Source organism: Hymenobacter antarcticus (assembly GCF_039539545.1).
Lineage (GTDB): Bacteria > Bacteroidota > Bacteroidia > Cytophagales > Hymenobacteraceae > Hymenobacter > Hymenobacter antarcticus.
Window position 1 is genome coordinate 14,267 of the sequence record NZ_BAABDI010000002.1, and the last position, 24,904, is coordinate 39,170.

Consider the following 24,904-nt stretch of genomic DNA (forward strand, 5'->3'; position numbering starts at 1 on the left):
CAAATTTGCGTCACGAATCCTGAATCGTACTCAGTCCGACAATCATTACCGGTGATGGTCCCGCGCCAGCAGCATCTTATTTAATCCAAAAACCTACCTAATCTGCGGTCCCGCGCCAGCAGCATCTTACTAAATCCAAAAACCTGCCTAATCTGCGGTCTCGCGCCAGCAGCATCTTACTAAATCCAAAAACCTGCCTAATCTGCGGTTTCGCGCCAGCAGCATCTTACTAAATCCAAAAACCTGTCTAATCTGCGGTCCTACTTGTCGAGCCGGAATCCGATGCCAACCTGAATCAGGTTACTCTCCACCGACTTTTGGTAGGACACGGCTAAGGCCAGGGTTTCCACCACCGGGGCAATGTAGAAACCGGCCCCGTAGCCGGTTTTCCAGCCGCCGGGCGAAGCGCCCTCATAATACACGCGGCCCTGGTCATAGAAGCCAAATACGCCGTAGTAGAACGGCAGGAAGCCGTTTTTGACCTGGCCCAGGGCCAGCCGCAGCTCCGTGTTATAATACAGCGCGGCGTCGCCGCTGAAGCGGTTGCGGTAGTAGCCGCGCAGGCCTTCGTTCTGGCCGATGCTGGCGAATTTGTAGAAGGGAATGGCGGCATCGGGGCCGTAGTTTTTGGCCCCGCCGCCTTTGACAACCAGTGTTACAGGAATGCCAACCTGCACGGTGCCGTAATATTCGGCGAAAGCCTGGGTGAGGCCGAAGGTGGATTTTTTGATGTTGGTGCCCTCAGAATTGTCGTTCAGCTGGGTGTAGCTATCGTGCTGCACCCGAATGCGAACGCCGCGCTGGGCAAAGCTGGGGCGGTTGCGCAGGTCGAGGTCGAATACGCCATTCAGGCCCAGCAGGCGCTGAGGGCTGGTATTGGGGCGCACATCCACGGGGCGACTGTCGATGGTGCCGAGGTAGCTGTTGTCGGCGAAGCTGCTGGTGTAGTTTTCGTAGGTTGGCCCTACCCGAATCACGCTGCGCTGAAAGAACGTGCGCTCCAGAAAGGCGTTGAGGGTGTAGCCTTTGTAGCGCGCATTGTAAAATCTATTGTCGTACGCGGTCTGGTCGAAGCCGGTATTGTTGCCCAGCCCAAAGAAGCGGTAGAAGGGGAAGTAGCTGCCCAGGCGGGCCTCGGCGCCCACGTCGATTTTGCCAATGGCGTAGCGGTAGCGGGTGCTGGCCGTGAGCTGTAGCAGGCCGTTGGCGCTGCCCTGCACATCGAACTTGTACATGCTCTTGTAGCCCGGCTTGCGGAAACCCTGGCGCAGGAACGTAACCCCCGCGCCGGCACCAAATCCGTCGTTGGCGTTGTAGAACAGCGAAACGCTGGGGCGGTAGGAGTTGAATTCGAACTGCTCCCGGTCGTACTCGTTCACGCCGGGGCGGGTGCTGGTGCGGTTGTCCGATTCGGGCCCGAGCTGCATCTCGGTATCGGGCAGGTCGTAGACTTTGGTGCGGGCGCGCAGGCCGGTAGCCGTGGAGTTGTCGGCGATGCGGTCCTTGCCATCGCCGCCGATGACGCGCACCAGCACACTGCGCTTGCCGCCCTCGCCGGTTACCGTAAAAATGTCGCGGCCGCCGAGGCCGTACAAGCAGACTTCTTCGGTTTCGTTGGGCTTGAACGTACGGTCAAACAGGGCCGCGCCTTTGGGGTTTTCGGTGTCGCCGGCGCGGTCAAATAGCTGCACACGCACCAGGCCATCGGGCGTGCGGTTTACCTGGAAAACCTCACCTTTATTGGAACCGACCACATCAACACGCCGGGCCAGGAGCAAGTAATACTCGTCAATAGCTTTGGGCAGTTGCTGGATGCGCGACTTCAACTTGCGGTTGATATCCTTTGCGGATAAGCGCTGAATTTCAGCGGGTAGCTGGGCGGTGGCTTCGTCGATAACGGCAGGGGTAATTTTGCCTTGCAGGTACTTGGCGGTTTCCTGCCACTGCTCACGGCTGAGGTTTTGGAGCAGGAATCTATCGAGGTGCCGGGCGGGCCAGTTCAGGCTTTTCATGTCCTGAAAATCAGTCTGGAAACCCTCGATGCTGGGCACGGCCCACTCGCGGTTGGCGAGGGAGGTGAGGAAGCCATTCCAGAGGGTGAAGCTCTGGTCGCGGTCGCGCGGGATGGGGCGGTAGAGCGTGCCGCCATCCTGCTGCTTGTAGCCGGCCCACTTCCAGTTGTCCTCGTGCTTGCCGAAGTCGGCCACCAGCATATCAAAGGCGCGGGCCCGCGCCAGAGCCGGGGCGTCTACCTTGTTGTCGTGGTCCTTGTAGAGCTTGCGGAACAGGCCGAAGCTGCGCGTGACCTCATCGGAGCCGCCGAAGCCGGGCAGGTTGGGCTTGGGGTCTTTGGGCGAGTCTTCGAGAGTGCCCAGCAGGTTGGCGTATTGCTCGCGGTAGGCCCCGAGCTGCTGGTTGTCGGGCAGGCGGAACAGGCGCGGCCGGGCGTGCAGAATGTCCGTCTGGTCCAGCATGTAGCTGATGGGCAGGTTCGAATACGGGTTGGCCGTGGCCGTCACATCACGCAGGATATCGGAGGCAATGGAGTTGCGCAGCTCGGGCGGCAGAATTTTGGTCACGTCCTTATCCACCGAGCGGAAGACGTACTCCGAGCTATCGGCCGCGATGAGCTTGAGGGAAGTGGTCTGGCGCCCGCCGCCCTTGCCGGTGGGTCGCAGGCCGCCTTTCTCCGCGTTCAAATCGAGCGTCTTCACGGCCACCGGCTGCAGCCAGGAGGAGCGGTAGACGTCGCCGATGAAGAAGCTTTTGCTGCCCGTGGGCTTGTATTCCGGGCCGGGTACCACCGTGGTGGTGGCCTGGAAAGGCGCGTCGGGCTTGGCTTCGGCTACGGTCCGGGTCACGCCGGGGCAGTTGGTGATGAAGGGGTTGGCGGGAACGGCTCGGCTGTCAAGCTCACCCCCCCGGCCCCCCGCAAATGCTTTACTCGCATTACCCGCGGAGAGGGGGGAGCCTTGCGATTCGCAGGCGGAGCGGAATAGAGTGGTGGCGAAAGCGTCTTTTGCAGCCTGGCCTTTATCACCGAAGGTGAAAACGTGCGCCTTCACCGTACCGTCGGCAAAGTATTCGAGGGTGGTATAGCCCTCCTCGCTTTGGCTGTAGAGCGACTCGCCTTTGGCTCCTACATGCTCACTTTTGGCAATGCTGCCGCTCACAATGTGGTAGTTACCCTGGAAGGGCGTGATTTGCAGGCTGTAATCGTGGGCGGCGGCGTAGATGACGCCGGGGTTGCTTTGCAGCGTATTCAGCAGCTCTTTGCGCAGCTCCTGGTAGCGCGGGTTGGCCAGGTCGCGGGGGGTGCCCACGTTCTGGCGGTAGGCCGCGTAGATGGTGCCGAACACTGGCGGGCTGAGGTGGCGCGAAAGCGGCTCGTGGCCGCCGTACACGCCGTTGCTCACCACGGGGTGGTGGCCGAGCAGCAGCACGTTCTTGTTCCTGGTTTCGTCAATCAGGTCCTGCAGCTGCTCCCGAAACTCCTCTTTGGTGAGGGTCTTGCAATCGGTATCGGGCGCTTCGGGGCGGTCGAAGGGATGCGTGAACCAGGGCGTGTTGATGGCCACCAGGCGCACCAGCGGGGCCACATCCACCACTTCGGGGCCGGGGCAGCCGTTGGTCGGAATAAAGGCATTCTGGCCGGGCAGCTGCTTCTCGATGTACTTTTCGAGGCGGCGCACGGCCTTGAGGCCATCGGGGCCGGAGTTGGCCCAGTCCTTATCGCCGGGCAGGAAGTAGATTTTGCCCTGCGGCAGGCCGCGTACCAGCGCTATCAGGGCATCGGCGCGGGTGCGCTCGGCCTGGGAAGTGGCAGTGTCACCTTTGGCCATGAGGCCGGTATTGCCCACGATATCGCCCAGGTGCACCACGGTGAAGGGGCCGGATTGCCGCTCCAGCGTCTGACGCAGCTGCTGAAGGCGGGTGGCCGGTAGACTAGCTTGGTCGGTGTTGCCCAGCAGAAAAACGGTGTGGGCCGGGGTTTGGGCAACAGCAGGAGTAGCAGCGGCGAAACCCAGCGCGACGAGCAGGGTGCGAGCGTAATGAAATGGCATAGTAAAGTCGATGTAAGGCCTTCTTCTACGATGGAAAGTCCCTTGGGGGTTGATTTCCTGGAGCAGCCTGCACAGTAGCTAATGGCTATTGACCCGTTTGCGTCCGGATTGTTCCTGGATTTGGGAATGAGAATAGCGCCCGATATGCTAATTATCGGGGCTGGCCCGGTCAGCTGCTGGCGCTGGAGCTGTGCCGCCACGGTGCCCGGCCGCGCGTAGTGGATGCCCTGCCCGGCTCGGCTCGGCGCGTCGCCCCTGAGCCGAACCCTAGAACTGCTCGACCGCCACGGACTGGCCGGGTAGTTTGTGGACCTGGGCGAAGTGCTGCGCGGCGTGGGCCTCCGCCGGGCCGGAGACCTGGCAGCCATTGCCCTGCTGGGGCGCATCGGGGAGGGGGTCAGCCCGTTTCACTTTCTGCTCATGATTTCGCAGGACCAAACCAAGGGCCTGCTGCGCGAGGCCGTCAACCTGGGCTGGAAGCTGGCGGCGGTGCTCACCAGTGCCGTGCCCACCGCCCTGTTCGCTACCTACGAGACCGAGCGGAGGCCCTTTGCCCAACGGCTGGTGGCGAGCACCGACCGGGCCTTCACGGCGACGACGCGGGCCACAGCCTGGGCCGGCTTCGTGCGCACCCAAGTGGTGCCGCGCCTGGCTCCGCTGGCGCTGCGGCTGCCCTGAATGCGGCAGTTTATGCTTCGCACGGTATCGCAAATCGCCATTGCCCACCCCGATTCGTCCCTGAGCCAGGGCACCGCGCCCGGTGGCGGGGCGGGTGGGGCGCGCCTGACCTGGGCACCGGGGCGCTACGAGGGGCTACGGGCGAAATGGCCGGTACGGGTTACCTCATGCGGCCCGATAGCTATATCGGTTTAGCAGCGGTAACTTTCAGCTACGCCGAGTTTGGGGCATATGCCGCGCAATGGGCAATCGGCCGCTACGGGCTGAAAACGGCCTTGCCCAAAAGTATGCTTTTACCAGCGATGAATCATGCCGCAACGTTCGAGCGCGGACAGTCCCACGATGACCACTGCTATGATGAGAGCTTTAGGCCAGAATTCGCGCCAAAAGCTGTGCTTAGACGGTGGGAGTGTCATCGGGGCGCCACGTGAGCACGGCGCGATGCACAGGCAACACCACGAATTCGGGGTAGTGGCGGATGTCTTCGTGGTTGTTCAGGGCCCAGTCGAAGGCAGCTTGCTCGGTTTCAAACTCATGCGGCACCCCCGAAATGGGCTTGAGTACCATGTAGTTCGACTGGTGTACCGGGTCGGTTTCGTTACGCAGGCCGAGGAGAGAATATTTGGTTACAATTCTATACATGGGGCGAAGGTAAAAAGAAGGGGGGATTTCAGGCCGCAGTTTTATGGAAGGTTTCGTAAAAAAATACCCTCCGTAAGCTCGCAGGTTGGCCGGACGGTCAACCGTTAGGGGCGCTTTGTGCCAGCCACCAGCTCCTTCAGCACTTTGGCCACGCCGGTGCTGGCGGGCTCCACCACGTAGCGCACGCCGCGCCGGCCGGCTTCGGGCTGGTGCGGGTCGATGACGAACACGGGGCAGGTGGCGGGGGCGTAGTGCAGCAGCCCGGCCGCCGGATACACTTGCAGCGAAGTACCCACGATGAGCAAGGCATCGGCGGTGGCCACGGTTTCGGCAGCTTCCTCGATGGCGGGTACCATCTCGCCGAACCACACGATGTGCGGGCGCAGCTGAGCGCCGTCGGGAGCGAGGTCGCCGAGGTTGATGTCGCCGGGGCAGTCGTAGACGGTGGTTTCGTCGGCCACCGAGCGCATCTGGTTCAGCATGCCGTGCAGGTGCAGCACGTCGGAAGAGCCGGCGCGCTCGTGCAGGTCGTCCACGTTCTGGGTGATGATGCTGACGCGCCAGCCGGGGGCTTCCTCGAAGCCGGACAGGGCGAAATGGGCGGCGTTGGGCTGCACGGTGCGGGCCTGGGCGCGGCGCTGGTTATAAAAATCGAGCACCAGCGCGGGGTTGCGGGCAAACCCCTCGGGCGAGGCCACGTCTTCGACGCGGTGGTCTTCCCACAGGCCATTGGTGTCGCGGAAGGTGCGGATGCCGGACTCGGCCGAGACGCCGGCCCCGGTGAGGACAACGAGGTGTTTCATGGTTGTGGGGTAGGTGGGTGTGCGGGTAGGAGGGTAGGAGTTGGGCGGTCAGCGGAACAAAATAACGTCATGCAGAGTGCAGCCGAAGCATCTCTACCGCAATAGTAAATCCTCTCGACTGGATTACCCGCGCGGTGGAGATGCTTCGGCTGCGCTCTGCATGACGTTCTTCTTGTGACTTTTCTTCGATGGCCTACTTGGGAATTGTTCAGTGATTAATCGGGCACTCAATGAGCAAAAACCGCGTACCGGCCGCCGCCGCAATGCTCACATGGTCCGTTTCCCAGATGCCGAGGCTGTCGCGGGCGCCCACGTCCTGGCCGGCCACCGTCACGCTGCCGCTGATGACGAACAGAAACAGCGGCTTGAAGGCGTAGGCCACCGTTTGGGCCTCGGGGTAGTAGCCGAGGGAGAGCCTGGCGTTCTGGTTAATCCAGCAGTGGGCCTGCCTGCCGCCGCTCCTCAGAATTGCGCCAGCTCGTCGGGGGCGAATGCCCACTCCGGAGTAGCCACAATACTCGCCTCCGTATCGACCCGAAACCACGGGCTGGCCTCCCAGTCGGGCCGTAAAATGTGAATATCCTGGGCCGGCATGTAGCTCTGGGCCAGCAGCATGAATTTCTCGTGCGTCGCGGGGCTCTCCGCTACATCTACCACCAGCACGGCGTGGCCGGGCGCGCCGCCGTGGATGAGCACCTGCCCGGGCTGCACCGCCGCCAGCGCCACGGGCCGCAGCTCCCGGCTCAGCGACAGCGTGCCCGCGTAGCCGAACGTGGGGATGAGGTAGCGGCCCAGCGCGGCGTGGGTAGGGGCTTCGGCCGGCCGGCTGGCGGGTGTCACGTCCTCGCCGCGCACCTTGAAGGTTTTGCCGGCTACGAAGTCGGAAAACCAAAAGTCGTAGCCCGTCGTGAGGTGAAAATGTACCTTATTCGGGTCGTGGCTAAACACGTATTCAGCCCGCAGGCGGATTATGGCATCGGCGCACTGCTGCAGGTCCTGGGTGCCCGCGTCAATGTCGACCACGGCGGCCACCACTTCGGCCCGGGCTTTGGGGGTGCCGTTGTAGAGGAGGGCTTTGCTGCCGGCGGGCCGCAGCGGCAGGTAGCGCAGCCACTCGCCCCAAGAGCCCGCCGCCACCGCCACGCGTCGGCAGCCGGCCGGTGCCGGAAACCGCGCCGCCAACGACTGCCCGGTCGGGCCCAGTTGCGCTTGCCACGGGTAGGAGAGGCCCGCCGGACGTACCACCGGCGCGGGCTTTTTACCCGGAGTCTGGGCGGCCGGCGCGCCGGCCGGGCAACCCGTCAACAGGCCCATTGCTGCCAACGGAAGGAGAATTCGAATGTTATTCATAAAACCAAAGCACAAGAAAAAAGCCCGCGGGGTGCGGGCTTTTTCAGGGATTCTAACGCGGGTGCCGGCTACTTATTTTGCCTTGGCAGCGGGCTTCTTGGCGGCCGTGGTTTTGGTTGCGGGTTTCTTCGCAGCCGTGGCCTTTTTGGCGGCCGGTTTCTTTGCGGCTGGCTTTTTGGCCACCGGGGCTTTCTTGGCCGGCTTATCTGACTCCTTTTCCTCTTTAGCAGGCGCGGCTTTCTTGCCGAAGCGGCCACCTTTGGCGGGTTTGTCGGGGGTGGCATCGGCCAGCTCCTGGCAGCGCTCCAGGGTCAGCTCGGTGGGCTCCTCGCCCTTGGGAATCTTCACGTTCTTCTTACCCGCCACGATGTACGGGCCGAAACGGCCGTTCAGAACCTGAATTTCGGGGTTTTCGGGGAAGGCCTTAATGAGGCGTTCGGCGTCGGTTTTGCGCTTTAGCTCAATGAGCGTTACGGCTTCCTCGGCGTTGATGGTGTGCGGGTCCTGCTCCTTGGTGAGGGAGAAAAACTTGCTGTCGTGGCGGATATAGGGGCCGAACCGGCCGAGGGCCGCCGTCATGGGCTTCTCCTCAAACTCGCCCACCACGCGGGGCAGCTTAAACAGCTCCAGCGCATCCTCCAGCGTGATGCTCTCGATGAACTGACCCTTGCGCAGGTTGGCGTAGGCGGGCTTGGTTTCGCCCTCGGTATCGCCCAGGGCCACGTAGGGGCCGTATTTGCCCAGGCGGGCCGAAATGCGCTCGCCCGTTTCGGGGTGCACGCCCAGCTCGCGGGTGGCCCCCACGGTGCTGCGGTCAATGTCCTGCCCGGCCTCAATGGTCGCGTGGAACTTACCGTAGAAGCCGGTCAGCATCTTCGTCCAGTCCTCGTGGCCGTTGGCAATCTGGTCAAACTCGTCCTCCACCTTGGCCGTGAACTGGAAGTCGACAATCGTGGGGAAGTGGGCCACCAGAAAGTCGTTCACCACCATGGCCGTATCCGTGGGGAACAGCTTGGCTTTTTCGGCTCCGTAGTTCTCGGTTTTGACTTCGGTCTGCACCGCGTTTTCGTCCAGCGTCAGCACATGAAACTTACGCTCCTTGCCTTCGCGGGTGTCTTTTTCCACGTAGCCGCGCTTCTGCACCGTGCTGATGGTGGGGGCGTAAGTTGAAGGCCGGCCGATGCCCATTTCCTCCAGCTTCTTCACCAGCGAAGCCTCGGTGTAGCGCGCCGGGGGCGACGAAAAACGCTCGGTAGCGCTCAGGCGCTGCAAGGGCAGGTCCTGGCCCACGCTCAGCGGCGGCAGGCCGCGCGAGAAGCTCGATTCGGCGTCTTTGGCCTCGTCCTCATCCTCGTCGTCCTTGCTTTCGGCGTACACTTTCAGGAAGCCCTCGAAGGTGATGACCTCGCCAGTGGCCGTGAGCGTGGTGCCCGGCTGGGTGCTGATGCCGATAACGGCCGTGGTGCGCTCAATCACCGCTTCCGACATCTGCGAAGCCATGGCCCGCTTGCGAATAAGGTCGTAGAGGCGCTGTTCCGACGCGTCAGCGCCCGCTTTCACGGTGCTGAAATCGGTGGGGCGAATGGCTTCGTGGGCCTCCTGGGCCGATGCCGACTTGGTTTTGAACGTGCGCGTGTGGTGGTATTCGGCCCCGTAAGCGGCCGTGATGGTCGCCTGCGCCCCCGCCATGGCCTCGCCCGACAGGTTCACCGAGTCGGTCCGCATATAGCTGATTTTACCGGCTTCGTACAGCTTCTGGGCCACGCTCATGGTTTGGGCCACCGAGAAGCCCAGCTTGCGCGAAGCTTCCTGCTGGAGCGTAGACGTAGTGAACGGAGCGGCCGGGCTGCGCTTGCCGGGCTTTTTGTCCAGGCTCTCAATTTGATACGAAGCCCCCACGCAACGCTCCAGGAAAGCCTCGGCTTCGGCCCGTACCTTGTAACGAGTGGGCAGCTCGGCTTCCAGCACCGCGCCCCGGCCGGCATCGAAGCGGGCCACGATGCGGTAGGCGCTGGCCGAAAGGTGGCTGGCCACTTCCCGCTCGCGCTCCACTACCAGGCGCACGGCCACCGACTGAACGCGGCCGGCCGACAGGCCCGGCTTCACCTTCTTCCAGAGCACGGGGCTGAGCTCGAAGCCCACGAGGCGGTCGAGCACGCGGCGGGCCTGCTGGGCATTCACCAAATCCTGGTTCACCGTACGCGGCGACGCGATGGCGGCCAGGATGGCATTCTTCGTGATTTCGCGGAACACGATGCGGCGCGTTTTGGCGGCCGGCAGGTTCAGGGTTTCAGCCAGGTGCCACGAAATGGCTTCTCCTTCGCGGTCATCATCACTCGCCAGCCAGACGGTTTCGGCTTCCTTGGAGAGTTTTTTCAGCTGCGCGATAAGCTCGCGCTTATCGGCCGAAACCACGTAAGTGGGCTTGAAACCGTTGGCAATATCAATGGCATTGTTGTCTTTCGGCAAGTCGCGCACGTGGCCGTAGCTGGAGCGCACCACGAAATCCTGGCCGAGGTAGCCTTCAATGGTTTTGGCCTTGGCCGGCGATTCGACGATAACTAAATTCTTGACCATGTGGGCGGGTAAGGGGTAACAGCAGGCAGGCAGGAGGAGCTTGGGGAGATTGAAACGGCCAGCCGTCGCGAAATGTTAAAATTGGCCGCAAAGATGCCGCATTATTCCCATCGGCAACGCATCGGGCCGGAATCCGTTTGGGGGCGGAGCCGCAACAAGGGCCGGCTCGGGGCTGGTTCACTGCCTTGCCCGGTAGGCATATCTTTGCTTATTCACGGCTGAATCCCGTACTTCGCCCTCCCATCTTGCCTTTTCCTCATCCGACTGATTCGTATAGTATATGGCTTCCCCTAAGACTCCGCTCTCCAAGCCTCGTCGGGCCTCCACAGTAGCTGCTTCGGATGATTTTACCATCGAAATGCCCGATGCCGGGGCCATTTCGGTCCTCGATGTCACCCGGACCAACAACGACCTGACCCGCAAAAAAGGCGGTTCGCGGGGCTCAATTGAAACCCAGGACCCCGGGTATGTCAACGAGCAGCTCAACCGGGTGCTCTATGCCCTCGATGCCTTCAAAAAAGGCGACGTGTCGGTGCGCCTCACCAAGCAGAACGACGATATTTTCGCCGAAATCGCCGAAGCTTACAATTCCATGGTGGAAATGATTGGCGGGGTGGGGGGCGAAGTTTCGCGTATCTCGAAGGTGGCCGGGGTGGAGGGCAACCTCAAGGCCCGGGCCTCGGCCGACGGGGCCGCCGGCTTCTGGCGCGACATGCTCAACAACATCAACGGCCTGGTGGACAGCATCGCCGTGCCGGTACTGGAAGTAAGCAAAGTATTGAAGAACATCAGCCGCGGCAACCTGGACGAAAGCTTCCAGATTCCGGTGTCGGGTGACTTCAAGCTGATGGCCGAAACCATCAACAAAACGATTGATAACCTCAATATTTTCGCCAGCGAAGTAACCCGCGTGGCCCAGGAAGTGGGCACCGAGGGCAAGCTCGGCGGCCAGGCCAGCGTGCCCAACGTGGGCGGCATCTGGAAAGACCTGACCGATAACGTAAATAACATGGCCTCGAACCTGACTTCTCAGGTCCGGGACATTGCCAACGTGGCCACCGCGGTAGCCAAGGGCGACTTGTCGCAGAAAATCACCGTTGATGTAAAAGGGGAATTCCTGCAGCTGAAGCAGAACCTCAACCAGATGGTGGACTCGCTGAACCTGTTTGCCGGCGAGGTAACCCGCGTGGCCCAGGAAGTGGGCACCGAGGGCAAGCTCGGCGGCCAGGCGGTGGTGCCCAACGTGGCCGGCGTGTGGAAAGACCTGACGGACAACGTAAACTACATGGCCTCGAACCTGACGAGTCAGGTACGGGACATTGCCAACGTGACCACGGCCGTGGCCAAAGGCGACCTAAGCCAGAAAATCACGGTGGATGTAAAAGGCGAGCTGCTTCAGCTCAAGCAGAACATCAACCAGATGGTAGACTCGCTGAACCTGTTTGCCGGCGAGGTAACCCGCGTGGCCCAGGAAGTGGGCACCGAGGGCAAGCTCGGCGGCCAGGCAGTGGTGCCCAACGTGGCCGGCGTGTGGAAAGACCTGACGGACAACGTAAACTACATGGCCTCGAACCTGACGAGCCAGGTGCGGGACATTGCCAACGTGACCACGGCCGTGGCCAAAGGCGATTTGAGCCAGAAAATTACGGTAGATGTAAAAGGCGAAATCCTGCAGCTGAAGCAGAACATCAACCAGATGGTAGACTCGCTGAACCTGTTTGCCGGCGAGGTAACCCGCGTGGCCCAGGAAGTGGGCACCGAGGGCAAGCTCGGCGGTCAGGCCAGCGTGCCGAACGTGGCCGGGGTGTGGAAAGCCCTCACCGACAACGTAAACGACATGGCCGCGGCCCTCACCTCGCAGGTACGCGACATTGCCAACGTGGCTACGGCCGTAGCCCGCGGCGACCTGAGCCAGAAGATGACGGTGAACGTGAAGGGCGAAATCCTGGAGCTGAAGAACATCCTCAACCAGATGGTGGACTCGCTGAACATCTTCGGCGACGAAGTAACCCGCGTGGCCCGCGAAGTGGGTACCGAAGGCAAACTCGGTGGCCAGGCCGTGGTGCCCCGCGTAGGCGGCACCTGGAAGGAGCTGACCGACAACGTGAACACGATGGCCAGCAACCTGACCTCGCAGGTACGGGACATTGCCAACGTGGCTACCGCGGTATCGAAAGGCGACTTGAGCCAGAAAATCACCGTTGATGTAAAAGGCGAGCTGCTGGATTTGAAGGACAACCTCAACCAGATGGTGGACTCGCTCAACATCTTCGCCGGCGAAGTAACCCGCGTGGCCCGCGAAGTAGGCACCGAGGGAATCCTGGGCGGCCAGGCCAACGTGCCGAAGGTTTCGGGCACCTGGAAGGATTTGACGGACAACGTGAACACGATGGCCAGCAACCTGACCTCGCAGATGCGGGACATTGCCAACGTGGCCACCGCCGTAGCAAAGGGCGACCTGAGCCAGAAAATCACGGTCAACGTGCGCGGTGAGCTGTTGCAGCTGAAGGAAAACCTCAACGAAATGGTGGACTCGCTGAACACTTTCGGCGACGAAGTAACTCGCGTGGCCCGTGAAGTAGGTACCGAGGGCAAGCTCGGCGGCCAGGCCAAAGTGCCGAATGTTCGGGGAACATGGAAAGACCTGACGGACAACGTGAACACGATGGCCAGCAACCTGACTTCGCAGGTGCGGGACATTGCCAACGTAGCCACCGCTGTATCGCGCGGCGACCTGAGCCAGAAAGTATCGGTTGACGTGAAAGGCGAGCTACTCGACCTGAAGGACAACCTGAACCGAATGGTGGACTCGCTCAACATCTTCGCCGGCGAAGTAACCCGCGTGGCCCAGGAAGTGGGCACCGAGGGCAAGCTCGGCGGCCAGGCCAGCGTGCCCGGCGTGGCTGGCGTATGGAAGGAGCTGACCGACAACGTAAACTACATGGCCTCCAACCTCACCACGCAGGTGCGGGGGCTGGTGAAAGTAGTAACCGCCGTATCGAAAGGCGACCTGACCCAGAAGCTGACCCTGCAAGCCAAAGGCGAAGTGGCCGACCTGGCCGACACCATCAACAGCATGGTGGACGACCTTAACCGCCTCGCCGTCGAAGTTAGCCGCGTGGCGAAAGTGGCCGGGGTGGAAGGCAAGCTGACGGAGCGCGCCACGGTTGGCGGCGTGTCGGGCTCGTGGAAAGAATTGGTGGATACGCTCAACGCCCTGCTCGAATCCATTGCCTCGCCGGTGCTGGAAGTGAGCCGCGTGGTGCGGGCCATCTCGGAAGGCGACCTGACCCAGCGCGTGGACGTGCCCACCACGGGCGACATCCTGGCCATGGCGAACGCCCTGAACCTGGCCGTGGAAAACCTGAATGAGCTGCTCGGCGAAATCAACGACTCGTCGCAGATTGTGGGCACTTCTTCGGAAGAAATGGCCGGCAAAGGTCAGGAGATGAGCCGCGTAACCGTCGACGTGGCCCTGGCCATGCAGCAGATGGCCGAAGGTGCTCAGAACCAGGCCTTGAAAACCGACCAGGCCTTCAAGCTGATTGAAGAAATCATGCAGGCCACCAAGGAAACGGCCAACAAGGCCGATGTGGTGAACAAATCAGCCATTCTGGGTGAGCAGACTTCGCAGCTCGGTCTGAAAACGGTGGCCGAAGTGGTGAAAAACATGGAAGAAATTTCCAGCGCCGCTTCGCAGACTTCGCGCACCATTGAAGTGCTCAGCACGCGCTCGGGCGAAATCAGCAAGTCGCTGGGCGTAATTACCGACATTGCCTCGCAAACCAACCTGCTGGCCCTGAACGCCGCCATCGAAGCCGCCCGCGCCGGGGAAGCTGGCCGTGGCTTCGCCGTGGTAGCCGAGGAAATCCGCAAGCTGGCCGAAGGCTCCCGTAAGTCGGCCAACGAAATTGCCACGCTGGTGGAGGATGTTCGCAAGGACACCACTTCGGCCGCAACCGCTATTTCAACCATGGAAAACCGGGTATTGAAAGGCAAGAACGCCACGTTCGAAGCCAGCTCGGCCTTTAAAAACATTGCCACCAGCAGCGGCGAAACGCTCCGCACTTCACGCGACATTCTCACGGCGACCGAGGTGCAGAAAGCCTCGATTGGCGACGTGGTGAAATACGTGGAGGAAGTAGTAGCCATTGCCGAGCAAACGGCCACTGGCACCCAGCAGGTAGCCGGCACGGCCAAGCAGCTTTCCACGGCCATGCAGGAATTGACGACCAGCTCGCAACGCCTCACCGACATCGCCGACGACCTCCAGGCCGGCCTCGAAACCTTCCAGCTCAGCTCCTACGAGCCCGAGCCGGAGCCCGAGCCAGTCCGTCGCAGCGCCCGGCACCGCGACGACTACCGCCTGCGTGAGTCTTACGCCCCTGCCCCGCAAAGCAACATATCGAACCGCCGCACCCAAAGCCGGCCCGATGCAGCAGTTGCCCCGAGCGACAACAGCCGCCCCAACGGCATGATGCGGCGCCATATCCGCCCCGAACCAGCGGCCCCGGCCCCGGCCCCAACTCGCCGGGAGCGGCCCATTCGCCCGGCCCGCGTCGAACCCGTAGCCGCTCCCGCAGCTGCGCCCAAGCCAATCGCAAAGGCCGGTAAAAGTGCCGAAAACGGAGTAGTGGCAAAAGCATCCGCTCCTAAATCAAAAGCCAAATAAGCAAGTAGTACCTGCCAGGCGGCTTTGGCAGTTAAGCTCCGTAAAGATTGCTGACTGCTAAAGACGAATACCCACTACCCACTGCGGATTACTAGTTATATGGCTGAAATTGAATTGTCTGTTCCTGCTGCCAAACCAGAGCGTGCCAAACCGGCCGAGCTGGTGCAGCTCATCGTTTTTCGCCTTGGCGATGAGGATTATGGTATCCGCATCGAGCAGGTGAAAGAAGTAACGGTGACCCCGGATGTGGCGCGCATGCCCAAAACGCCCCCGTTCATCAAGGGGATTGCCAACCTGCGGGGCGATATTATTGCCATCCTCGACCTGGAGGAGCGGTTCCGGCTGCGGCCGGCCGGCCGGCCGGTGCCCGAACGGAGCTACACGGTGGCCGTGGAAGCCGCCGACTACACCCTCGGCCTGATGGTGCGCGAGGTGCCCCGCCCATTCACGCTGCCCCAAAGTCAGATTGAACCGCCTCCGGACTTCGTGCAGGACTCCAGCACCCGCGACAAATACCTCGAAGGCATTGCCAAGCTACCCGACGGTAGCATTATCATCGTACTCGACATGCGCAAGCTCCTGACGCCAAGTGAGGTAATGCGCCTGCCGGGCAAAAGTGCATCTTCGTAGGCGCGCACCCGTACAAGCAGGGCCTACCCGCTGGGTTCGGCTCCTGTCCCGTTTTACCTATTATGTTACCCACCTCCATGAACAAGCGCATCCTCATCGTCGACGACTCCTTTTACATGCGCACGATGCTCAAAAATATGCTCACCGATGCCGGCTACGAAGTAGTGGGCGAGGCAGCCAATGGGGCCCAGGCCCTGGAAATGGCAACGTCCACTTCCCCCGACCTGATTACGCTCGACGTCATTCTGCCCGATAACACCGGTCTGGACGTGCTCAAAAGCCTGCGCCAGATTCAGCCTTCGGCGAAAGTGGTGATGTGCAGTGCCGTTGGGCAGGAGGTAATTGTGACGGAAGCCATCGAGAATGGCGCCCTGGCTTACATCGTGAAGCCCTTCTCGGAAGAGAAAGTCCTGGAAATTGTGGGGGCCGCGTTGCAAAACGATGCCGCCGAACCAGCTGCCTAACGTGTTCTGTCAGCGCACCGTTGCCAGGCTGCTACCCATCGGGAACGATGGGTTATGCTCCTATGCGGCGGTGCGCCGTTTGGTAGTCATTACTAAGTCCGGCCAATGAAAACGCGCGACCAGGAATATCGGGAGCTGTTTATGGCCGAGGCGCTGGAGTATTACGACTCCATGAGCCGGCACCTGAGCGAGCTGGAACGCAACCCCAACGCCGGACCGGCACTGAATGAGCTGTTCCGGCTCATGCACAACCTGAAGGCCAATGCCCGGGCCATGGGTTTTACCGACCTGGGCGAAGTGGCGCACCACCTCGAAACGCTCTTTGGGCTCATTCGGGACCAGGAACGCACCTTCAGCGGCCCGCTGATTCGGGTGGTGTTTGCCGGGGTCGATGCCTTGGGGAATATGATTCGGGCGGTAGGAGCGAACCAGCCGCTGCCCGAAGCCACCGTGCTGCTCGACAACCTTGACCGCCTCGTGCGCGGTGAAGCGCCAGTGCTGGATGAGGTGGACGAAGGAGACACCGAAGAGGAGTCGAATCGCAAGATGGAGCTCTCCGACCTGGTGTATATCCAGGTTAAAAAGCTCGATAACCTACTGAATCTGGTAGGTGAGCTGGTGATTGACCGCGACCGGATAATGACGCTGGCCCAGGAAATCGGCAATCCGGCCCTGTTGGCCACCGCGCAGCACCTGTTCCGCATTTCCGACGATTTGCAGTACAGCGTAATGGATGCCCGCCTGGTAGGGGTGGGTGTGCTGCTCAATAAGTTTCCGCGCGTGGTGCGCGACGTGGCCACGGCCGAAAGCAAAGAAGTTGAGCTGACCCTCAGCGGCCAGGACGTTCAGATTGACCGCAACATCCTGCAAATCATCACCGACGCGCTGTTGCACCTGGTGCGTAATGCCGTCAGCCACGGCCTCGAAACTACCGCTCAGCGGCAGGCCGCCGGCAAGTCGGCAATCGGGCACCTTACCCTTTCGGCCCTCACCGAGCGCGATAATGTCCTCATCCAGGTGCGCGACGATGGCCGCGGCATCAACACGGAAGCCGTGCGCCGCAAAGCGGTAGAGCGCGGCCTGGTGACCACGGCCGCTGCGGCCAACCTCGACGAGCAGGGCGTGTGGGCCCTCTTGTTCGAGCCGGGCTTTTCGATGGCCGATAAGGTGACCGATATTTCTGGCCGGGGAGTGGGTCTCGACGTGGTGAAGCTGGCCCTGGATTCGTTGGGCGGGCAGCTGCGCGTAGAATCACAGCTCGGCGTGGGCACTACGTTCACGTTGGTGCTGCCCACATCTATCGCCGTGAAGGGGGCCCTGCTGGTTGAAGTGGATGACCGGCCCTACGCCTTGCCCCTGATGCACACCGATACCGTATTGGCCCTGCAGCCCAGCCAGATTTCAGTGGTAGGTGGGGTAATGGTTACGCATGTGCAGGGCGTGGCGGTGCCGCTGGTGCCCCTGCGCATGCTGCTGCACGATGAGGGCGACGAAGTTTTGCCGCTGGCCAGCAAGGACGACCTGGCCGGTTCCCAGCAGGTGTTGGTCGTCAACTATAATAACCGCCGTTTGGGCTTGGTGGTCGACCGGTTTATCCGGCAGCAGAATATCGTTATCAAGCCCCTGAGCAAACCCCTGGATACTATTGACCTCTTTGGAGGAGTTACACTTCTGGGCAGTGGGCAGGTCTGCCTGGTGCTCGATGTGCCCGCCCTTACCCGCCTGTTTCTAACCAAACGCCCCTAATTTTCTCTTTTTTCACCCCAGTCCTCGCAGCTGCACTTCCCCTAGTTTGACGTTATGGATTTATCGATGACCGACTTAGAGCGTGATATAATTCGCGAGATTTTGAACATCGGCCTGGCTCGCGCTGCCGATTCGTTCGCCATTATTGCCAAGGAGCGTGTCCTGTTGGAAGTGCCGAACATCGACCTGCTCATGAGCGACGACATCCTGCAACGGGTGCGCGAGTACCAGTCCAGGCATGTACCCATTCAGTCCGATATCCGGGGTGATTTCAACGGCACTACGCTCATGTTTTTCTCGGGACAGCACGTGCAGCGGCTTTCCCGGGTTTGTCTGCGCATGCAAACCTCTGAGACGCTGGAAGTCAACGAGCTGCAGGAATCCCTCTTGCTTGAAATCAGCAACATCATTACGGGTGCCCTCGTGACGCAGCTGGCCAATATTCTCAAGGCCAACATCTACGGCGCGCCGCCCATTGCGCCGCGCGGCGACATTGCAACCAACCTGCAAAGCCTGATTCCCGAGCAGCAGCTCCAGCCGCTTATTTTCACGGTCATCACCCAGTTTTCGGACAAGGACAACATGGTGGAACTGCCACTAATATTGTTTTTCGACCGCGTGACTTTCGTGAAAATCCTGGAAATCATTCGCAGCTACGATTTCCTGGGTAGTCAGATGTCGGCTTAAATTTCTATTCAATCACAAATCAGTGCGTCATGTTGCGCCTGCCTGAGAGTTGTTTGGCGAGCCGTACATGGTTGGTCAAAATACTTTGGTAGAAGCGGCGTGACGCACTTTTTCACCCCGCCGGCTCAATTCCCGGCCACTGGGGCTTGCCTTGTTTTTCTTCGTTTATTTAATGACTATGTCAAAAGCAGCCGCTGCTCGTGCCGAAAAAATAGCTTCCTTCGACCCCAATGCACCCGGTGACGCCGATGGCGGCCTTTTCGGTCTGCCCTTTACCACCGAGGAGGCCCAGGTAGTAGTAGTGCCCGTGCCCTGGGAAGTGACCGTGAGCTACCGCGCTGGCACCGCCGACGGCCCCGCCGCCATTCGCGAGGCCTCTTTGCAGGTCGACCTCTACGATTCTGACGTGCCCAACGCCTGGCAGATGGGCCTGGCGATGGAAGAAGAGGATGAGACCATCGCGGCCGCCAGCCGTGCCCTGCGCCCCCTGGCCGCCGACTACATCACCTGGCTCGAAGAAGGCCAGCCCGAGGCCGGCCGCAAGAAGTTTGAAGGCGTGCCCGCTCAGGCTACGGCCGAAGGCGAGAAAATGCTACAATGGCTGAAAGCCAAAACCGGAGCCCTGCTCGACGCCGGCAAGGGAGTAGTGGTGCTGGGCGGCGACCACAGTACTCCACTGGGCTACCTGCACGCCCTGGCCGAGCGCCACGAGGAGTTCGCCATTCTGCAGTTTGATGCGCACTGTGACCTGCGGCCCGCCTACGAAGGCTTCCGGTTTTCGCACGCCAGCATTATGCACAATGCGCTGGAGCTGCCCCAAGTGAAGAAATTGGTGCAGGTGGGCATTCGCGATATGTGCCAGCAGGAGGCCGAGCTCATCGAGCACTCCAACGGGCGGGTGGCGCTGTTCAGCCAGCGGTTTCTGAGCGACGAGAAGTTCGCGAAGAAGTCCTGGAAAAAAGTATGCGGCAAAATCATTGCCCAGCTACCGAAGAAAGTCTACATCAGCTTCGATATCGACGGTCTCGACCCCAAGCTTTGCCCTGGTACCGGTACGCCCGTGCCCGGCGGCCTGGAGTACGAAGAAGCCACGTATCTGATACGCGCCATCGTACGGGAGGGCATCCAAATCATCGGCTGTGACCTGAACGAGGTAGCTCCCGGCGATACCGACTGGAACGGCATAGTGGGCGCGCGCCTGCTCTACCAACTTTGCAACTGGATGGCCGTATCCCAGGGCCGGCTCACGGCCAAAGGCATGCACGCCGAGTAATCTGATTTCACCCTAAATCCATTCGAAATGGTTGGTTTCATCCTCAAATTCGTACTTACCGCCGTGTTGGTTTATGGCCTCAGCATGGTGCTGCCGGGCGTGACGCTGAGCGGCGTAGGCGGGGCAGCCATTCTGGTGCTCGTGCTGGGCCTGCTTAATGCCGTGGTCAAGCCGATTCTCAAGATTCTGGGCTTTCCCATCACCATACTTACGCTGGGCCTGTTCCTGCTCGTTATCAACGTCATCATCGTGAAGCTGGCCGATTTTCTGATGAGCAGCTTTGACGTTCACGGCCTCCTTAATGCGCTGTTGTTCAGCATCGCGCTGTCGGTAGTGAATGCCGTGGTGGATTTAGTGATTGACTAGACGCCCTGTGGGCTTCATACCGAAAGAGCTCCACCGCTGTACCAGTTATGGTGCGGCGGTGGAGCTCTTTGCTAACCAATGCGTGGTTTCAGGGCAGTGGACTACAGGGCGAGCGACAGGCTTTGCACGACGACTCGCTGCCCGTAAAGTCAACAATAAAAATGCCCGACGGGAAGGTCGGGCATTCTCGTAAAATCAATAGTCAGGCCAGCTACAGCCGTCGGATATCGGCCCCCAGCGCGTTGAGGCGCAGGTCGATGTTCTGGTAGCCGCGGTCAATCTGCTCCACGTTTTCAATCGTGCTTTTGCCTTCGGCCGACAGTGCGGCGATGAGCAGGGCCACGCCGGCCCGGATGTCGGGCGAGGTCATGGTGATGCCGCGCAGGCGGGTGCGCTGGTCCAGGCCGATGACGGTGGCGCGGTGCGGGTCGCAGAGAATCACCTGCGCGCCCATGTCGATGAGCTTATCGACGAAGAACAGGCGCGACTCGAACATTTTCTGGTGGATGAGGACCGTGCCTTTGGCCTGACAGGCCACCACCAGCACAATGCTCAGCAAATCGGGGGTGAAGCCCGGCCAGGTATGGTCCGACACCGTGAGGATGGAGCCGTCGAGGTAGGTGGCAATTTCGTAGTGCTCCTGGGCCGGAATGTGGATGTCGTCGCCCCGGAATTCGAGTTGAATGCCCAGCTTGCGGAAGGTGTCGGGGATGAGGCCGAGCTCGGCAATCTGGCAGTCTTTGATGGTGATTTCGGAGCCCGTCATGGCCGCGAGGCCGATGAAGGAGCCAATCTCAATCATGTCGGGCAGCATGCGGTGCTCGGTGCCCCCAAGGCGCTCCACGCCTTCGATGGTGAGCAGGTTTGAACCAATGCCCTGAATATTGGCCCCCATGCGCACCAGCATCCGGCAGAGCTGCTGCAGGTAGGGCTCGCAGGCCGCGTTGTAGATGGTCGTGATGCCTTCGGCCAGCACGGCGGCCATCAGAATGTTGGCGGTGCCGGTCACCGAGGCTTCGTCGAGCAGCATGTGGGTGCCGCGCAGCCTGCCCTCGGCCTTGATGCGGTAGAAGTCGGTACCTTCCAGCGTGAGCTTGCCGCCCAGCTTCTCAAGGCCCAAAAAGTGCGTGTCCATTGGCCGGCGGCCGATTTTGTCGCCGCCCGGCTTGGGCAGCTGGCAGCGGCCGTAGCGCCCCAGCATCGGCCCGAGAATCATCACGGAGCCGCGCAAGGCGCCAGCCTGAGCCACGAATTCCGGCGAGTCCATGTAGTCGAGGTTCACGCTCTCAGCCTGGAAAATATAGGTATCCGTGGCTAGCTTGCCCACTTTCACGCCCATGTCGCGCAATAGCTCGATGAGCTTATTGACGTCGCGGATATCGGGAATGTTGCTGATGGTGACGGGCTCCGAGGTGAGCAATACCGCGCAGAGAATCTGGAGGGCTTCGTTTTTTGCGCCCTGGGGCGTGATTTCACCGCGCAGGGCTTTGCCGCCGCGTACTTCAAATGCTGCCATTCGTTTGGTTGTCAGTTGTGCTGGTAACATGCACGTCATGCTGAGCTTGTCGAAGCATCTCTATCGCAGGAGTATTTAGTTACTGCTGCGGTAGAGATGCTTCGACAAGCTCAGCATGACGTGCAATTAAATATTTACTGCGGGGGCTGCTGCGGCTCCTGGCTGCGGCCTTTTTTGCGCTTCTTGCCGTTTTTGTTGCCGAAGCCATTGCTGCGGCCGTCGCGGTCGCGGCCTTCGCGGCGGTCGCGGCTTTGGCCTTCGCGCTGCTGGGGCTGCGGCACTACCAAGGCCGGTGTACGGCCCGGGGCGGCAACGATGCCAGCGGGCATTTCAAATAGGTTTTCGCTGTCGACCAGCTCGGCATCCAGCTTGAGCTGGCCACCCGATAGCTCGCCCAGATGGCGCAGGATGGTGACATCCTTCGCATTTTCCTTATTGTGCTGCCGATACAGGAACTTCATGGTCCGGCCAATCTGAATGGTGGCCTGCTCGCGCTCGGCGGCATCCTCCAGCGTCAGGGCTTTGGTAATCAGCGCCTCGATGGCGGCCCCGTAGGCCCGCAGCTTGGGGGCCGTGCGCGGGTAGGGCACGCGGGCCGGCTTTTCGGTCCGTACCGTAAGGCTGCGGAGGGGCACGGGGGCTTCCAGGGCCACTTCTTCGCCAGCCAGGGCGTGCAGGTGGTTCCAGAGGCGGGTTTGCACTTCGGGCAGCTCACGCAGTGCCGGCTGCAAGCGCAACATCAGCTGCACAATCTGCCCGGCGCGCCTGGTGCGCTCGGCCACGTCCTCAATATCCTTGAGGCCCAGAATGAGCTGGTAGGTGCTGTGCCCGTATTCGCGCACCAGCAGTTGCAGGTGGAAGGGCAGGGAGAGAATATCGGTCATAAAAAACAGGAGGGAGGCCGCCAGGGGCAGGGCTCAGGCCAAAGATACGGAGTTGGGCGGGTGTGAGAAAATGCAAACAGTGCCACAATATGAGAACGTCATGCTTAACCTGGCGTCCGCTTGTCGAAGTATCGCTACCTCGGAAGCAACTCAACCGGTCCCGCGAAGCGGCAGAGATGCTTCGACAAGCGGACGCCAGATTAAGCATGACGGGCAAATTATGCCACCTGCTGGCTCATATCGTTAATGCACGCGCAGCTTGGCAAAGCTCAGCAGCAGCACTTTCTCGCCTACTTCCTCAAACTGGATAGTGGCCTTGGTGGTACCCTGCTGGGTTTCGAGCGCACTCACCGTGCCGAAACCAAACTTGGCATGCTCCACGCGCTGGCCGGGTTGCAGCTTGGACGTATCAGAAGGAGCAAAATCAGCCGGAGCCACGTATTTGGTGGCCTGCACCTTGCGGGGCGGGGTCGGAATCAAATTCGAGCGGCGCTCAAATACGTGCTGAAACGGCGATGCCTCGCCCGTGCCCGGCCCGGCCGCAAATTTGAAGTTGACGTATTGCGGGTCGATTTCGTCCAGAAAACGGCTTTTTTCGCAGCTGCGCAGGTTGCCCCACTGGTAGCGCGAGGTGGCATAGCTCAGGGTGAGCTTCTTTTCGGCCCGCGTGATGGCTACGTAAAAGAGCCGGCGCTCTTCCTCCAAATCAGCCCGCGAGGTAATCATCATCTGGCTGGGGAAGAGGTTTTCCTCCATGCCCACGATGTACACGTTGCGGAATTCCAGGCCCTTGGCCGAGTGAATGGTCATCAGCGTCACGGCCTCGCCTTCCTGCGCCGCGTCCTTCAGGTCCGAATCTGTGACCAGGGCAATGTCCTGCAGAAACGCGCCGAGGCTCTTGTCCTCGCGCTCGGGGTCGTCCACGTACTCCTTGATGCCGTTGAGCAGCTCCTGCATGTTTTCGTAGCGGGAAAGGCCCTCGATGCTCTTGTCGGCATACAGTTCTTCCAGCATGCCGGAGTTTTTGGCGATGAACTTGGCTGCTTCGAAGGCATCTTCCTTCCCGGCAATTACCACGTAGCTCTTGATTTTCTCGGCAAAACCCACGACCGGGTTCGATACCCGCGCGGCCAGGAACTGGTCGGCGTGCGACACTACTTCCCACAGCGAATGGTTGTTTTCGTCGGCCGTGGTAATGAGCTTACTAATGGTGGTATCGCCAATGCCGCGCTTCGGATAATTAATTACCCGCCGAATAGCCTGCTCGTCGTTTTGGTTAACTGTGAGGCGCAGATACGCTACTAAATCCTTGATTTCCTTGCGCTGATAAAACGACAGGCCACCAACAATTTTATATTTGATATTTAATTTCCGCAGCGATTCTTCCATCGCGCGGCTTTGCGCGTTGGTGCGGTACAGAATGGCGAAATTATCGTAGGAAAGGTGCCCATTCATCTTGTCCTCGAAGATGGAATTAGCTACTAATTTGCCCTCTTCGTTATCCGAAGCCGCTTTCAGAACTTCAATCAGCGTGCCTTCTTCATTCTCCGAAAATACATCCTTGCGTAATTGCGCCTGGTTATTTTTGATAACTGAATTGGCCGCCCACACAATGTTTTTCGTGGAGCGGTAATTCTGCTCCAGCTTAAATACCTGCAATTCGGGATAGTCTTTCTCGAAATTGAGAATATTGGTAATATCCGCGCCGCGGAAGGCGTAAATGCTCTGCGCGTCATCGCCCACTACGCAGATATTCCGCTCTTTGGCGGCCAGCTTTCGCGTAATTAAGTACTGTGAATAGTTGGTGTCCTGGTACTCGTCCACCATCACAAACCGGAACATATTCTGGTATTTATTCAGAATATCAGTGTGCTCTTTGAACAGGACGTTGGTGTTGAAAAGCAGGTCGTCGAAATCCATCGCGCCGGCCTTGAAGCAGCGCTGCTGGTACTGCTGGTAGAGCACCCCGATTTTGGGCCTTAGCGCGGCCTCATCATCAGCCTTGATGGCTGCGTCGTTGAGATACTGACTCACTGAAATCAGCTTGTTTTTCGCGGCTGAGATGCGGCCCAGCACCAGGCTGGATTTGTAGAGCTTATCATCCAGCTCCAGCTCCTTCACAATCTGGCCCATCAGGGTTTTCGAGTCCTGCGAGTCGTAGATGGTGAAGCTGCGCGGGTAGCCGATTTTGTCGGCCTCAGAGCGCAGTATTTTGGCGAACACGGAGTGGAAGGTGCCCATCCACAGGTTGCGGGCGTTGGGGCCGACCACCTTTTCCACGCGGGCGCGCATCTCCTTGGCGGCCTTGTTGGTGAAGGTGAGGGCGAGAATGTTGAACGGGTCGACGCCCTTTTCGAGCAGGTGGGCAATGCGGTAGGTGAGCACTCGGGTTTTGCCCGAGCCGGCCCCGGCGATAATCATGCAGGGACCGTCGGTTTGCATCACCGCGCCGGCCTGCGACGGATTCAGGAGGGAAAGATAATCTAAAGCCATGTGCGAATAAGCCGCGTTTTTGGCGGGTTTACAAAGGTACGGAGCCGTGGGCAGGGGCA

General features: G+C 60.5%; 18 protein-coding genes. 9 read left to right on the forward strand and 9 right to left on the reverse strand.

Going from position 1 to position 24,904, the window contains the following annotated elements; all coding sequences use genetic code 11:
- Nucleotides 1-260 precede the first annotated feature (260 nt).
- Nucleotides 261-4,064 (reverse strand): BamA/TamA family outer membrane protein, encoded by a 3,804-nt coding sequence (locus ABD819_RS01925; protein ID WP_345120380.1) that lies wholly within the window; start codon nucleotides 4,062-4,064, stop codon nucleotides 261-263.
- A 306-nt stretch (nucleotides 4,065-4,370) separates the two neighbouring features.
- Between ABD819_RS01925 and ABD819_RS01930 the strand changes: the two genes are divergently transcribed.
- Together ABD819_RS01930 and ABD819_RS01935 are read left to right on the forward strand one after the other, a co-directional pair.
- The gene (locus tag ABD819_RS01930) at nucleotides 4,371-4,742 is read left to right on the forward strand and encodes an FAD-dependent monooxygenase (RefSeq protein WP_345120382.1); all 372 of its coding nucleotides are present in this window, start codon (nucleotides 4,371-4,373) and stop codon (nucleotides 4,740-4,742) included.
- A 12-nt stretch (nucleotides 4,743-4,754) separates the two neighbouring features.
- A complete protein-coding gene (locus ABD819_RS01935; protein WP_345120384.1) occupies nucleotides 4,755-4,937 on the forward strand; it encodes a hypothetical protein in 183 nt (60 codons plus the stop codon).
- Between the two features lie 201 nt (nucleotides 4,938-5,138).
- On the opposite strand, the gene ABD819_RS01940 is transcribed toward ABD819_RS01935, so the two are convergent.
- The 5 genes from ABD819_RS01940 to topA all read right to left on the reverse strand — a co-directional run bounded on the left by ABD819_RS01940 (nucleotide 5,139) and on the right by topA (nucleotide 10,114).
- The gene (locus ABD819_RS01940; protein ID WP_345120386.1) at nucleotides 5,139-5,384 is read right to left on the reverse strand and encodes a hypothetical protein; all 246 of its coding nucleotides are present in this window, start codon (nucleotides 5,382-5,384) and stop codon (nucleotides 5,139-5,141) included.
- 104 nt (nucleotides 5,385-5,488) lie between these two features.
- Nucleotides 5,489-6,187 carry a Sir2 family NAD-dependent protein deacetylase gene (locus ABD819_RS01945; RefSeq protein ID WP_345120389.1) on the reverse strand — a complete coding sequence of 233 codons (699 nt, stop codon included), beginning with the start codon at nucleotides 6,185-6,187 and terminating at the stop codon, nucleotides 5,489-5,491.
- Nucleotides 6,188-6,395: 208 nt separating this feature from the next.
- A complete protein-coding gene (locus ABD819_RS01950; RefSeq protein WP_345120391.1) occupies nucleotides 6,396-6,686 on the reverse strand; it encodes a pirin family protein in 291 nt (96 codons plus the stop codon).
- Nucleotides 6,650-7,537, reverse strand: a complete 888-nt coding sequence (locus ABD819_RS01955) for a DUF4846 domain-containing protein (protein WP_345120393.1) — start codon at nucleotides 7,535-7,537, stop codon at nucleotides 6,650-6,652. Before ABD819_RS01955 ends, ABD819_RS01950 begins: the two co-directional genes overlap by 37 nt.
- 72 nt (nucleotides 7,538-7,609) lie before the next feature.
- The gene (gene topA / locus ABD819_RS01960) at nucleotides 7,610-10,114 is read right to left on the reverse strand and encodes a type I DNA topoisomerase (RefSeq protein WP_345120395.1); all 2,505 of its coding nucleotides are present in this window, start codon (nucleotides 10,112-10,114) and stop codon (nucleotides 7,610-7,612) included.
- Between the two features lie 280 nt (nucleotides 10,115-10,394).
- Here topA and ABD819_RS01965 point away from each other — a divergent pair, with 280 nt between their 5' ends.
- From ABD819_RS01965 to ABD819_RS01995, 7 genes are all read left to right on the forward strand, one after another.
- On the forward strand, nucleotides 10,395-14,786 hold the full coding sequence (locus ABD819_RS01965; RefSeq protein WP_345120397.1) for a HAMP domain-containing protein: 4,392 nt from the start codon (nucleotides 10,395-10,397) through the stop codon (nucleotides 14,784-14,786).
- A 99-nt stretch (nucleotides 14,787-14,885) separates the two neighbouring features.
- Nucleotides 14,886-15,416: a chemotaxis protein CheW gene (locus tag ABD819_RS01970; RefSeq protein ID WP_345120399.1), complete on the forward strand. Its 531-nt coding sequence runs from the start codon at nucleotides 14,886-14,888 to the stop codon at nucleotides 15,414-15,416.
- Between the two features lie 62 nt (nucleotides 15,417-15,478).
- Nucleotides 15,479-15,880, forward strand: a complete 402-nt coding sequence (locus ABD819_RS01975; RefSeq protein WP_345120401.1) for a response regulator — start codon at nucleotides 15,479-15,481, stop codon at nucleotides 15,878-15,880.
- Nucleotides 15,881-15,985: 105 nt separating this feature from the next.
- On the forward strand, nucleotides 15,986-17,626 hold the full coding sequence (locus tag ABD819_RS01980) for a chemotaxis protein CheA (protein WP_345120403.1): 1,641 nt from the start codon (nucleotides 15,986-15,988) through the stop codon (nucleotides 17,624-17,626).
- Between the two features lie 54 nt (nucleotides 17,627-17,680).
- Nucleotides 17,681-18,313: a chemotaxis protein CheC gene (locus ABD819_RS01985; protein ID WP_345120405.1), complete on the forward strand. Its 633-nt coding sequence runs from the start codon at nucleotides 17,681-17,683 to the stop codon at nucleotides 18,311-18,313.
- A 178-nt stretch (nucleotides 18,314-18,491) separates the two neighbouring features.
- Entirely contained in the window at nucleotides 18,492-19,586 is a 1,095-nt protein-coding gene (locus ABD819_RS01990) for an agmatinase family protein (protein ID WP_345120407.1), read from the forward strand.
- 27 nt (nucleotides 19,587-19,613) lie between these two features.
- Entirely contained in the window at nucleotides 19,614-19,952 is a 339-nt protein-coding gene (locus ABD819_RS01995) for a phage holin family protein (protein WP_345120409.1), read from the forward strand.
- A 211-nt stretch (nucleotides 19,953-20,163) separates the two neighbouring features.
- Here ABD819_RS01995 and murA read toward each other — a convergent pair whose 3' ends face one another.
- The 3 genes from murA to ABD819_RS02010 all read right to left on the reverse strand — a co-directional run bounded on the left by murA (nucleotide 20,164) and on the right by ABD819_RS02010 (nucleotide 24,845).
- The gene (murA, locus tag ABD819_RS02000; protein ID WP_345120411.1) at nucleotides 20,164-21,468 is read right to left on the reverse strand and encodes a UDP-N-acetylglucosamine 1-carboxyvinyltransferase; all 1,305 of its coding nucleotides are present in this window, start codon (nucleotides 21,466-21,468) and stop codon (nucleotides 20,164-20,166) included.
- A 134-nt stretch (nucleotides 21,469-21,602) separates the two neighbouring features.
- Nucleotides 21,603-22,352, reverse strand: a complete 750-nt coding sequence (locus tag ABD819_RS02005) for a DUF4290 domain-containing protein (protein WP_345120413.1) — start codon at nucleotides 22,350-22,352, stop codon at nucleotides 21,603-21,605.
- A 243-nt stretch (nucleotides 22,353-22,595) separates the two neighbouring features.
- Complete coding sequence (locus ABD819_RS02010) at nucleotides 22,596-24,845, reverse strand: ATP-dependent helicase (protein ID WP_345120415.1); 2,250 nt, start codon at nucleotides 24,843-24,845, stop codon at nucleotides 22,596-22,598.
- Between the last annotated feature and the right edge of the window lie 59 nt (nucleotides 24,846-24,904).

Coding starts and splice junctions, on each gene's coding strand:
- topA (WP_345120395.1), bottom strand. CDS start 10,114: ATGGTCAAGAATTTAGTTATCGTCGAATCGCCGGCCAAGGCCAAAACC.
- ABD819_RS01935 (WP_345120384.1), top strand. CDS start 4,755: ATGCTTCGCACGGTATCGCAAATCGCCATTGCCCACCCCGATTCGTCC.
- ABD819_RS01965 (WP_345120397.1), top strand. CDS start 10,395: ATGGCTTCCCCTAAGACTCCGCTCTCCAAGCCTCGTCGGGCCTCCACA.
- ABD819_RS02010 (WP_345120415.1), bottom strand. CDS start 24,845: ATGGCTTTAGATTATCTTTCCCTCCTGAATCCGTCGCAGGCCGGCGCG.
- ABD819_RS01995 (WP_345120409.1), top strand. CDS start 19,614: ATGGTTGGTTTCATCCTCAAATTCGTACTTACCGCCGTGTTGGTTTAT.
- ABD819_RS02005 (WP_345120413.1), bottom strand. CDS start 22,352: ATGACCGATATTCTCTCCCTGCCCTTCCACCTGCAACTGCTGGTGCGC.
- ABD819_RS01955 (WP_345120393.1), bottom strand. CDS start 7,537: ATGAATAACATTCGAATTCTCCTTCCGTTGGCAGCAATGGGCCTGTTG.
- ABD819_RS01945 (WP_345120389.1), bottom strand. CDS start 6,187: ATGAAACACCTCGTTGTCCTCACCGGGGCCGGCGTCTCGGCCGAGTCC.
- ABD819_RS01940 (WP_345120386.1), bottom strand. CDS start 5,384: ATGTATAGAATTGTAACCAAATATTCTCTCCTCGGCCTGCGTAACGAA.
- ABD819_RS01970 (WP_345120399.1), top strand. CDS start 14,886: ATGGCTGAAATTGAATTGTCTGTTCCTGCTGCCAAACCAGAGCGTGCC.
- ABD819_RS01985 (WP_345120405.1), top strand. CDS start 17,681: ATGGATTTATCGATGACCGACTTAGAGCGTGATATAATTCGCGAGATT.
- ABD819_RS01990 (WP_345120407.1), top strand. CDS start 18,492: ATGTCAAAAGCAGCCGCTGCTCGTGCCGAAAAAATAGCTTCCTTCGAC.
- ABD819_RS01925 (WP_345120380.1), bottom strand. CDS start 4,064: ATGCCATTTCATTACGCTCGCACCCTGCTCGTCGCGCTGGGTTTCGCC.
- ABD819_RS01975 (WP_345120401.1), top strand. CDS start 15,479: ATGTTACCCACCTCCATGAACAAGCGCATCCTCATCGTCGACGACTCC.
- murA (WP_345120411.1), bottom strand. CDS start 21,468: ATGGCAGCATTTGAAGTACGCGGCGGCAAAGCCCTGCGCGGTGAAATC.
- ABD819_RS01980 (WP_345120403.1), top strand. CDS start 15,986: ATGAAAACGCGCGACCAGGAATATCGGGAGCTGTTTATGGCCGAGGCG.